At 36.8% G+C, this 11,735-nt stretch carries 9 protein-coding genes; 4 read left to right on the plus strand and 5 right to left on the minus strand.

Annotated elements, in window-relative coordinates; translation table 11 throughout:
* Positions 1-110 precede the first annotated feature (110 nt).
* The 3 genes from BBP83_RS09365 (at position 111) to BBP83_RS09375 (ending at position 3,129) form a co-directional block, all read left to right on the plus strand.
* A complete protein-coding gene (locus BBP83_RS09365; protein ID WP_068887825.1) occupies positions 111-1,139 on the plus strand; it encodes a helix-turn-helix transcriptional regulator in 1,029 nt (342 codons plus the stop codon).
* Between the two features lie 85 nt (positions 1,140-1,224).
* Positions 1,225-1,599, plus strand: coding sequence for a glycine cleavage system protein GcvH (gene gcvH / locus BBP83_RS09370; protein WP_068887827.1), 375 nt, complete (start codon positions 1,225-1,227; stop codon positions 1,597-1,599).
* A 342-nt stretch (positions 1,600-1,941) separates the two neighbouring features.
* Entirely contained in the window at positions 1,942-3,129 is a 1,188-nt protein-coding gene (locus tag BBP83_RS09375; RefSeq protein WP_068887829.1) for an MFS transporter, read from the plus strand.
* Positions 3,130-3,202: 73 nt separating this feature from the next.
* On the opposite strand, the gene BBP83_RS09380 is transcribed toward BBP83_RS09375, so the two are convergent.
* Positions 3,203-4,387, minus strand: a complete 1,185-nt coding sequence (locus BBP83_RS09380) for a PilT/PilU family type 4a pilus ATPase (protein ID WP_068887833.1) — start codon at positions 4,385-4,387, stop codon at positions 3,203-3,205.
* A 275-nt stretch (positions 4,388-4,662) separates the two neighbouring features.
* Complete coding sequence (locus tag BBP83_RS09385; protein WP_068887835.1) at positions 4,663-5,718, minus strand: 3-deoxy-7-phosphoheptulonate synthase; 1,056 nt, start codon at positions 5,716-5,718, stop codon at positions 4,663-4,665.
* Between the two features lie 681 nt (positions 5,719-6,399).
* Here BBP83_RS09385 and BBP83_RS09390 point away from each other — a divergent pair.
* Positions 6,400-7,980, plus strand: a complete 1,581-nt coding sequence (locus BBP83_RS09390; protein ID WP_068887837.1) for an ATP-binding cassette domain-containing protein — start codon at positions 6,400-6,402, stop codon at positions 7,978-7,980.
* Between the two features lie 106 nt (positions 7,981-8,086).
* On the opposite strand, the gene BBP83_RS09395 is transcribed toward BBP83_RS09390, so the two are convergent.
* From BBP83_RS09395 to BBP83_RS09405, 3 genes are all read right to left on the minus strand, one after another.
* A complete protein-coding gene (locus BBP83_RS09395; protein ID WP_068887839.1) occupies positions 8,087-9,250 on the minus strand; it encodes a fatty acid desaturase family protein in 1,164 nt (387 codons plus the stop codon).
* Between the two features lie 23 nt (positions 9,251-9,273).
* Positions 9,274-10,296 carry a ferredoxin reductase gene (locus BBP83_RS09400; RefSeq protein ID WP_068887841.1) on the minus strand — a complete coding sequence of 341 codons (1,023 nt, stop codon included), beginning with the start codon at positions 10,294-10,296 and terminating at the stop codon, positions 9,274-9,276.
* A 264-nt stretch (positions 10,297-10,560) separates the two neighbouring features.
* A complete protein-coding gene (locus tag BBP83_RS09405; protein ID WP_068887843.1) occupies positions 10,561-11,676 on the minus strand; it encodes an S-(hydroxymethyl)glutathione dehydrogenase/class III alcohol dehydrogenase in 1,116 nt (371 codons plus the stop codon).
* Between the last annotated feature and the right edge of the window lie 59 nt (positions 11,677-11,735).

Consider the following 11,735-nt stretch of genomic DNA (forward strand, 5'->3'; position numbering starts at 1 on the left):
ACGAACTGCGCACGTTAAATTGTCAAACAATTTTTATGGTAGATGGCTATATTTCATGCCAATATAGTTTCGGACAAGTAGAAAAATACAAAAATTGCAATGGATGGCGAATGAAAACAATTGCTTTACGTCAAGATCAAGGTATTCCTGGCGTTTATGGATTATTACTTTTAGATGTTGTGTCCCGCTGGGGCTACAATGCTGAGACGCTTTTTAGTCCATATCATTTAAAGGTTGAACAACTGGCTGATCCTGAATACCGCATTCCAACAACTGTAGCCAATCAATTGATACAACATGCTTTGTACTTAACTGGAGAACCAACGTTAGGTTTCCATTTAGGGACACAAATGCGTATCTCAATTCATGGTTTTATTGGCTATGCCATTATGACATCCAATAATATTACTGATGCATTGATGCTGGCCAATCGGTTTATACAACTGCGTATGCCCTTCCTACAGTTGTTTTTTTCTACTTTTGGCACAAAAGCCACGATTCAACTACAAACGGATGTTAGTTTTGAACCTTTACGTACTGAAATTTCAATTGCTTTAATTTTTGGCATGATTAGCATGGCTAAGGCAATTACAGGTATTGATTATGCTTCAGGCGATATTGATTTTGACTTTCCTAAACCTGAAGGTTTTGAACGTTTTATGGCTAAATTTCCGCATCATCAATTTCGTTTTGACCAACCTCATCTCGTGCTGAGTTTTAATAAGCAATATTTAGGTAATAAACTGGTACATGCGGACCCTATTGCTAGTCAAATTGCCATTAATCAATGCGAAACCGAACTTTCTGCTTTTGGCGAACGACATCGCTTGGCCATGCGTGTACGGGATATTTTGACTCATTCAGAACAGCATTATTTAAGTATTGAAGCAGTTGCAGAAAGACTACATATGTCTGACCGCACGCTTAAACGACAATTGGCCACCGAAGGCACTTCATTTTCAACCTTAGTTGATGAAGTCCGTTATCGTCATGCAACGTCTTTACTTTCACGTACCGATTTCACTTTAGAACAAATTGCAGATGAACTTGGTTATAGTGATGTCGCCAATTTCAGTCGCGCCTTTAAACGTTGGAGTGGTCGTAGTCCGAGCAATTGGCGTAAAGATCCTTATTTATAATTTGCACCTATTAGTACTTTTGTTTTTAAACAAATGCATGTATAAAACATGCAAAAATGATTTCAATAGTTTTAAGGAGTTATCCATGAATCATCCTTCAGATTTAAAATATGCACGTACACATGAATGGGTACGAATTGAAGGTGATCTTGTCGTAACGGGCATTTCAGACCATGCTCAAGATGCTTTGGGCGACTTAGTCTATGTAGAAGCGCCAGAAGCAGGAACACATCTTACTGCTGGTGAACAAGCAGGTGTGGTTGAATCTGTAAAAACGGCCTCTGACATTCATGCACCTATTTCTGGCACTGTGGTTGAAGTGAATACTGAATTAGAAGATGATCCTGATTTTGTTAATGATGCGCCTTACACTAAAGGTTGGATTTATAAAATCAAGCCTGACAATATTGCAGATATTGAAAAACTACTTTCAAGCGCAGATTACGAAGCAGGTATTTAGTTTTTCTAGACGTTAAATACAAAAAATCAGCAAATATGCTGATTTTTTTATATCTCTATTTTAAATTCCTATTAAAAGCCCATGTTTTTAACCATATAATAAAAATAAAGCCACTCTTAATACCATTAAAAATAAGATTAAATTATCCAATTGTGATAATTTAATAAAAATAATGACAAAAAATATGCATAATAAGTAATAAATTATCATAATTGCTGTACTTTTCCACTATATTGTTTTATAGTTTTTATTATCGCCATGAGCTTAGTTTTCCGTTTAATCACAATAATACTTATATAAATAAACCTGAAAACGAAGCGTCCTTTTATCTTTAGGTTTATTATGCACACTGTAACTGCTCAACATTTATGGAATAAATCATTTATTCTGTGTTTGGCAAATAATCTGTTTTTATTTATTTTTTATTTTGCACAAACCACTATCCTACCCATTTATATACTGAAAGATCTAGGAGGCGACTTATCTCAGGCCGGCTTAGCGATGACATTATTCATGGTTTCTGCTATTGCTGTACGTCCTTTTAGTGGTTTAATTATTGAAAAACTAGGCACAAAAAAAACACTCTATATTTCAGAAACACTATTTTGTTTATTTAGTTTGACCTATATCTGGGCAGACAATCTGACCGTCTTAATGCTCATTCGATTTTTACACGGTATTTGGTTTAGTATTTTAACCACAGTGACGGTTCCTATTGCCAATGAGTTTATTCCTACTGAACGTAAAGGTGAAGGCATGGGTTACTTTCTCATGTCAATCAATTTAGGGATTGTTCTTGGCCCGTTAATTGCCCTGACTTTAATTCAAAGCATGCCCTATGTTGTCGTTGCCAGTATTTTGGCGGGCTTTGTTGTAATTGGCTTTATTTTTTGTTTTTTAATTCCATTACCTAGCATTCAAAAACTACCTATCAAGCCGACAAAAAAAGCCTTGAGTAGAAATGACTTTATAGAGTTCAAAGCTTTACCTGTGGCATTAATGGCAATGATGGTTTCATTTTGCTACGCCAGTATTATGTCTTTTATTGCCACATTTGCTGAATCAAAACACATGCTCGCCTATGCCAGTATGTTCTTTGTTGTTTTCGCAATTTCAATGATGATTTTGCGCCCATTCACTGGCAAAATTTATGACCGTAAAGGTCCAAATGCCGTGGTATATCCTGCTTTAATTTTATTTTCTATTGGTCTTGCTGTACTGGCATTTATTGAGAGTGTCGTTGGTTTTTTATTTGCTGCTGCTCTCATTGGTATGGGATTTGGTTCAGCACAGCCCTGCCTGCAAACCATTGCTATTCAACGCTCACCTAAAAATCGTATTGGCCATGCGACTTCTACTTATTTCACTTTCTATGATATCGGTATCGCCATTGGCTCAATTGTATTGGGCTTATTAATTGCAAATACCGGTTACACCATGACATATTTATGCTGTAGCTTATTGGTAATGGTTAGTCTCATTTACTATAAATTTATGGTATCTAAAAAACCTGATTTATTATTAGATTAACTAAAAAAGCATACTTAAGAGTATGCTTTTTTAGTTATGAAAATTCCGCATTTCATCTAAAGATAGATGTTCACTAAGCTTGTTCGGCGTTTGCTTCTTCACTTTCAGATTCGGCAAGCATGCTAAAACTTGACGGTGTATTTTGTAAAGTAGGATTGGCACGCTGACTTTTTAATTTAATCTGCAAACGTAATTCGTTTGTAGAGTCAGCATTACGTAAGGCCTCTTCATAAGAAATTGCCCCATCATCATACAAATCATACAATGCTTGATCAAAAGTTTGCATGCCCAATTCACGTGATTTTGCCATGATAGGCTTCAATTCTTGAAATTCACCTTTTAAAATAAGGTCTGATACCAAAGGTGTATTCAGCATAATTTCTACAGCCGCACGTCGTCCTTTCCCGTCTTCAGTTCGTATTAGTCGTTGTGAAATAACAGCTTTCATATTAGACGATAAATCCATCAACAATTGATTACGGCGTTCTTCTGGGAAAAAGTTAATAATTCGATCTAACGTTTGGTTCGCATTATTGGCATGTAAAGTACCTAAACATAAATGACCTGTTTCAGCAAAGGCAATGGCGTGTTCCATGGTTTCAGTGTCACGAATTTCGCCAATTAAAATAACATCTGGCGCCTGACGCAATGTATTTTTTAGCGCGTTATGCCAAGAATGACAGTCGACACCCACTTCACGCTGCGTAATCATCGACTTTTTATGCTTATGTACATATTCGACAGGGTCTTCTACGGTAATAATATGTCCCGCCGTGTGTTCATTACGGTAGTCAATCATGGCTGCCAAGGAAGTAGATTTACCCGAACCAGTCCCACCAACAACCAAAACTAAGCCACGTTTTTCTAACATGACGTTTTTAAGTGATTCAGGTAGTTTTAATTGCGTGAAATTTGGAATTTCATTGGTAATTGTACGAATCACCATCCCTACATTGAGTTGTTGCTGAAAAACATTGACGCGAAAACGTGAAATATTAGGCACACTGATTGCGAAATTGCATTCAAGTTCTGACTCAAATTCATTACGCTGTTTTTCATTCATGAGGCTATATGCAAATAATTTGGTTTTATCTGCCGTTAAAGTTTGTTGCCCAAATGGTTTCATTAACCCCTGATGCTTTATACTTGGCGGAAAATCAGCCGTAATAAATAAATCTGACCCCCCATATTCCACGACTTTGGTCAGCATGTGGAACATTAAACGGCGTGCTTCTTCAAGCAATTCGGCTGTAAACATTAAGATTTCCCCCAGAAAAAGATTCAGCAGTACACAATTACGGATTTCTACAGTTATTGTTTTTGTACGCATGAATTGTGCATAAAATTCAAAAGACTCACAAACATAAATATCTAATTTTAAAAATAATTTCTTAAAAAAGTGTGTGATAGTTCATGTATGTATTATTTTTTCTGACTTACTGCAATTTTTATTAAATAAAGGCTTAAAAATGATTTATCTATATAAAAATATGCCCCTCAACTGAAGGGCAAGATTATGAAATAAGAATAAAATTATGCGCTACGTTGTAACGGGCACTCATTTAATTTTTCAGCGACATCTAATAATAACTGATAAGTTTTGTCCCAACCTAAGCAACCATCTGTCACAGATTGACCATAAGCCATGTCGCAAGAAATTTTCTGTGCACCATCTACCAAGTGACTTTCAAGCATGACACCGCGTACATGACTCAAGTGACGCTCATTCACAATAGTACGAAGTACATCTTGTTGTAATAATGGATTTTTATTGCTATTACCATGACTGCAATCAATGACTAAAGCAGGCAAGTCACCTTGTACTTGCGCTTTAATTTTTTCAATATCTGCCAACTGATAATTTGGCCCTGTATTTGAACCCCGTAAAATCAAATGGGCTTTTGGGTTACCTTTAGACTTTAAAATACTCGGCAATCCAGCTTGATTCATTCCTAAAAATTGATGTGAATGAGAAGCCGACTGAATCGCATCTAAAGCAATTTGTATAGAACCATCTGTGCCATTTTTAAAACCAATGCTATACGGCATATGGCTTGAAATTTCACGATGAATTTGCGATTCACTGGTACGCGCACCAATTGCGCCCCATGCCAATAAATCATCAAAATAAGCGGTGGCCATTGGGCTAAGGATTTCTGAGGCAATGGGTAAACCCATTTCTATCATTTGTAAGTAAAGCTCACGAGATTTTTCCAACCCCAATTGCATATCTGCAGAACCATCTAAAGCTGGGTCATATAAAAGACCTTTCCATCCGACAGTTGTTCGTGGTTTTTCAATATAAGCACGCATGACCAAAAAAATCTGGTCTGATACTACCGCCTGTAACTGTTTTAATTTTTCGGCATAATCTAAAGCAGACTGAGTATCGTGAATGGAACATGGGCCGGTAATCACTAATAAACGGTGATCTTGACCTTCTAAAATATTTTGGATGGTTTGGCGATGTTCAGCAATTTGTTGGGCCAAATGTGGCGATAAAGGTAATGCTACCTTCAATTGATGTGGCAAGCTTAAATTTTTTTCTTTAACAGCTGATTGTTGTAATGCAGTATTTAGAGCGTTCATGGGTCTTTCCTTGGGACTGTTTTACGTTTTACAGTCCGAATATTTATTTGAGCGTTATGGGAGGAATGGATTTCTGGTTAAGGGTCATCAACTGACTAAAGTAAAACCAATATGAGCGACTAAAATATGCATAGTTAAAAATTTTCATGTGGTTTTCTCCAAAATATTTATAAAATTCAAGGTATAAAAAAACCTGATCAGGGTTGCCGATCAGGTATAAACTGGGTGGGCAACCATTTTCTTTGCCCAAACGCGTTTAGGCAACTATCTAAATTGCCAGAAATAATAATATGCGTTTGAAAGTAATGGTTGCTTTAACATCTTGATGTCATCAACAAAAAGTAAGTATCTTGAAATTAAAATACGCTGTATTCATAGCTTTGACAATAGTTTTTGTAAAAAAACCAAATAAAATTTTATAAACCATTCAAATGAATTAAACGCATAAAAATTGCTTAAAATTTCACCTTGATATAAAATATTTTTTAAAATTAATTCTTAATTCTCCTTTTTTTTTAGAGTATCTGCCAATGAAGTAAGTGCTATTTAACCATCAAAAACGAAACCATTTTCTATTTTTTTGATGTGCAAAATAGTGTCTTATTCTCATAAAACCCATAAATCAAAATCCAATCAAGAATTTATACTATTTTGTGCATCCTGCAATCACGAGGTTCTTTTATGACTCAGCAGGCATGTATTATTTCGCATCTTAGTTTGGTATTTCCACATAAAACGATGTTTCAGGATTTACAGTTTTCATTGGAAAAACAACAGGTGTCCGCACTTATTGGCCGAAATGGGCAAGGTAAATCTTTATTGATGCAGTTGTTACATGAGCCATCTGCAACTTTACCTTATCGTGGCAAAATTTCATGGCAAAATCTCCACGCCTATTTGGCCCAATTACAACGCCTAACCGCCAAAACCATTGCAGGTGCATTGGGTGTACTTCAATTACATAATGCTTTCGAGCGCATTCATACAAGTTCTGCTAGCTTTGAAGATTTTGACCTCATCGAAAATCAGTGGCATCTTCCTGCACTTTGGCATACACAATTAACTGAAGCTCAGTTGCCTACAGATCTGAATTTTCCAGTTCAGCATCTGAGTGAAGGACAAAAAACCAAGTTGGCTTTATGTGCATTATTTTTGCATTCTGACCATTATTTATTGCTCGATGAACCAAGTAACCATTTAGATGTAGAAGCACGTCAATGGCTGATTGATTGTCTAAAAAAGCATCCTGCGGGTGCTTTAGTCATTAGTCATGATCAGACTTTACTGAATGAGGTACAGCATATTTTTGCACTTAATGAACATGGCTTACAGCATATTAAAGGCAACCTTGAGGATTATCATCGCCATGATCAACTACAGTTTTCTGCCTTGGCGCGGAGTGTCGATCAACAAAAACGTGAATTAAAGCAATTGAAAACACAGCAAAATGAATCTTTAATAAAGGCACAAAAGCGCGAAAGAAGTGGCAAAAAGCTTCAAGCATCTCATTCTCAAGCCCCTATTCTTTTGGATTTTAAAAAAGAACAAGCAGGTCAAAGTTTGGGTGCAGTACGTAAACAGCAACAAAAACAAATGACTGAGCTACAATCCAATTTAAAAATGTCACAACTGAAAATAGAGCACCTTACAGCACAACAATTTACTTTTCGGCACCGCTCCATTAAAACGGGTGAAATTTTGCGCGTTGATCAGTTATCTTTAGCATTCCAAGATTCAATAAAGTTGCACTTTGCACTGCAATCAGGGCAGAAAATTCAATTACAAGGTGCAAATGGATCTGGAAAATCTACATTTTTAAGATTATTGCAGGCGCATAATGAGGTAAAACATCCCAATATTTTTTTAGCAATACCGCCAGTTTATTTGGATCAAAATTTTAGTTTTCTGAATGATACTCTTACGGTATTAGAAAATTTAAAGCTTCTTAACCCGACTATTTCAGAAACAGAATGGCGTAATCAATTAGGGCAATTACGGATTCGTGGGGACAAAGCCATACAGTCTTTATCTAAGTTAAGTGGAGGCGAAAAACTAAAAGTTGCGCTTTTAGGACTGAATTATTGGCCAAATAATATTGAATTACTGTTGTTGGATGAGCCTGAAAACCATTTAGATCTTGAATCTAGAGATTTACTGGCACATGCTATCCAAAGCTATCAGGGTGCTGTTATTTTGGTATCACATGATATGAGCTTTGTTGAAAAATGTGGTATTCATCAGGCGGTTTCTTTAAGAAAATAAAGTTTCAATATTTAATTTAGACTTAGGTCATAAATTAATACAGATTTTCCTATAAAAAGACCAAGCAATTACTTGGTCTTTTAGTTAATAACCCATTAAAAATGAATTAAAACCAGCTGAGTACTTTAGATTGTAAACGTTGCTTGGTGCTTCCAACCTGATTTTTTAACTCAGTTTTCCAATCATTCGGCAAAGAGTTTTTGGCTAAACGCACCCAAACGCTAGCAAATTGCTTCATAAAACTGGCTTCATTATAGTGAATACCGTATTCAGCACATAAGGCTTTAATTTTGGGTGCAGCTTCTGCATAGCGGTTTGCAGGCATGTCTGGGAATAAATGATGCTCTATTTGATGGCTTAAGTTACCACTTAAAATATGTAGCCATTCGGTGCCAGAGAAATTACTAGACCCTCGAATTTGACGTAAGTACCATTCTGCACGGGTTTCATTATCTGTATTGTCCATTTCAAAGTTCTCTGTATCTTCAGTGAAATGTCCATTAAAAATAACTGCAGAGGCCCATAGACTTCGAATGACATTTGCGACAACATTTCCTGTAAATACAGGAATTGCATTTGGCCCTGCAATTAAAGGAAAAAATACATAATCTTTCAAAACTTGACGCTTCATTTTCATACGAAATTTTCCAGCGTCATTCCATACCTCACGCCAAGTTTTTGTTTTATAAATAATAACATCTTCAATATGTAAGTTTTGTAAGCCGACATACCATTCAAAAAATAGCATCAACTGAGCAGCCAAAGGAATATTAAGAAGAAAACGCGGTTCCCAAGTTTGCGCTTCACTGACTCGTAGCAAACCATAACCCACGTCATGATCCATCCCAATAATATTGGTATAAGTATGATGAATATAGTTGTGCGTATATTTCCAGTCATCCCCTGTCGCCATGGTGTCCCAGTCATAATTGGCACCATTCAAACTCGGATCATTGAGCCAATCGAATTGACCGTGCATGACGTTATGACCCAGTTCCATATTTTCTACAATTTTAGAAATACCCAATAAGCCTGTACCCACAAGCCAGACTGGCGGTAGCCAACCAGCAAACATCAGCATGCCACGTGATGCAATTTCACTATAACGAACAAAATCACGAATTTTATAGATATATTGCGCATCTTTTTCATTCAGGCTATCCATAATTTCACGGCGGATGGCTTCTATTTTTGTACCAAGTTCTTCAATTTGCTCAGTACTTAAATAATTGGATTGACTCTTCACGTTAAAACTAACAGGTTTATTCATTTTATTTTTCTCCCCTGATTACTTTATAGATTAATGACAACTGGGCTAACGGCTTGAGAAATACACAGTTTGATTTGTGAATTATTTTCGCTATTTATTTCGCCAGTAAGAATGTTTTTAACTGAACCTTGCACCTTCGTACATGAGCACGTGTTACAAATACCCATGCGGCAACCATGTGCGGGTTTTAATCCAGCTTGTTCTGCACTTTCTAACAAATTGCTCTTTGCTTGAAATTCTTGCTGTGAACGTAAAAATTTAACTGGTTGCACCGCTATACCTTCATCAATCGGAATTTGAAAATATTCCATATGCAACTGTCCGCTTAATGACATTTGTTGATATAACAACTGAATACTTTGCATCATTGAAGATGCGCCACAGGCATAACAATCACGCTGTTTAAAATCGGGAACTAAGCACTCTAACAGCGCAACATCAAAATGCTGTTTTTGTTTAAGCGTATTTATTTGATGAAAGTTAAAATGTGGATATTGCGTTGCTAAATCTTGAATTTCAGTCGAATATGCATCATCTCGGGTAAAATAAATCAGCTCAATTGTCTGTTGGCTTTGACGTAAATGTGCATGTAACAAGGCATAAATTGCGGTAATACCACTTCCCGAAGCCAACAAAATCTTCGGTCGAGCTGAAGATTGAAGAACAAATTCACCTTGTGGCTGTGAAATTTCAACAACATCACCAACAGCTAAGGCGGTTAAAGCATTAGATACCAGTCCCTGCTTTTTAACTGCAATACTAAAATGCCCTTGATTTGAAATATGCACAATTGAATAGCTTCGTTGATGGCGAACACCACCAATCACCACGGTGAGTAAAACACTTTGGCCTGCGTGATAATCCTGCACTTTAAAATTTTGATTAGGTCGTAATTGCACCTGAGTAAAGTCAGCACTTAATGCTTTTAAATGGATGATTTCTGCTTTAATTTTTTTCCATGCCCAAATTGAGTCAAATTTTTCGGCAAGAAAATCGACAAAATCTTCGCGGATCCATTCGGGCTTATAATCTGTGTTTGTGTACATACAGCCTCTCAAAATCATTAGACAATAAATAATATACAAGTGTTCTTTATTGTGATGCAAAGATAGTGTTTGATTTATTTTTAGGCTATATCAATACAGGACATAATGGTAAATTTAGAACTTTTTAGCATTTATTGTCAGACAAAATAGCATTTTTGCCATTATTACTTAATGCAGAAGACAGCGTATTTGAGTGAGGTTCTATTTGAAACAATAAAAAACCAAGCCGAAGCTTGGTTTTGATCGATCAATGACAATCAACAATTAGTCTTCAAAATGTACAACTGAACGAATTGATTTCCCTTCATGCATTAAATCAAACGCTTCATTAATTTTATCTAAGCCCATGGTATGTGTTACAAATGGCGCAAGTTGAATTTCACCTTTCATGGCTTCTTCAACCATTCCTGGTAATTGTGAACGTCCTTTGACACCACCAAAAGCGGTTCCTTTCCAAGTACGGCCTGTTACCAATTGAAAAGGTCGTGTCGAAATTTCTTGTCCTGCACCAGCCACACCAATAATGACCGATTGTCCCCAACCACGGTGTGCACATTCCAATGCCGAACGCATCACATTGGTATTGCCAATACATTCAAATGAATGATCTACGCCCCAACCTGTCATCTCTACAATCACTTCTTGAACTGGACGATCATGGTCTTTGGGATTGACAAAATCTGTAGCCCCAAATTCTTTAGCTAAAGTATATTTTTCAGAATTGGTGTCAATAGCAATAATACGACCTGCTTTGGCTTTTTTCGCGCCTTGCACAACCGCTAAACCAATACCGCCTAAACCAAAAACAGCAACGGTGTCGCCTTCTTGTACATTGGCTGTATTTTTAACCGCGCCTAGACCTGTTGTTACACCACAACCCAATAAACATACGTGTTCAGGGTTTGCCTCTGGATTAATTTTTGCCAAAGAAACTTCTGCAACCACAGTATATTCAGAAAAGGTAGAACAGCCCATGTAATGATAAATAGGCTGACCATTATAAGAAAAACGTGTGGTTCCATCAGGCATTAAACCTTTGCCTTGTGTGGCACGAACAGCAACACACAGATTAGTTTTACCCGATTTACAAAATAAGCATTCGCCACATTCGGCGGTATAAAGTGGAATCACATGATCGCCTACTTGAACGCTGGTCACACCTTCGCCAACTTCAATGACAATACCAGCACCTTCATGGCCTAATACCGCAGGGAACACGCCCTCTGGATCATCACCAGACAAGGTAAAGGCGTCTGTATGACACACCCCTGTATGGGTAATTTTAACCAAAACTTCACCCGCTTGAGGTGGTGCAACATCAATTTCAACAATTTTTAAAGGTTGACCGGGCCCAAATGCGACAGCTGCACGAGATTTCATTGAATGAATATCCTTATTTATTGGCAAGATTAACAGATGATCTACAGTAACCGCTTTTT

It is taken from the genome of Acinetobacter celticus, assembly GCF_001707755.1.
Classification (GTDB): Bacteria; Pseudomonadota; Gammaproteobacteria; order Pseudomonadales; family Moraxellaceae; genus Acinetobacter; species Acinetobacter celticus.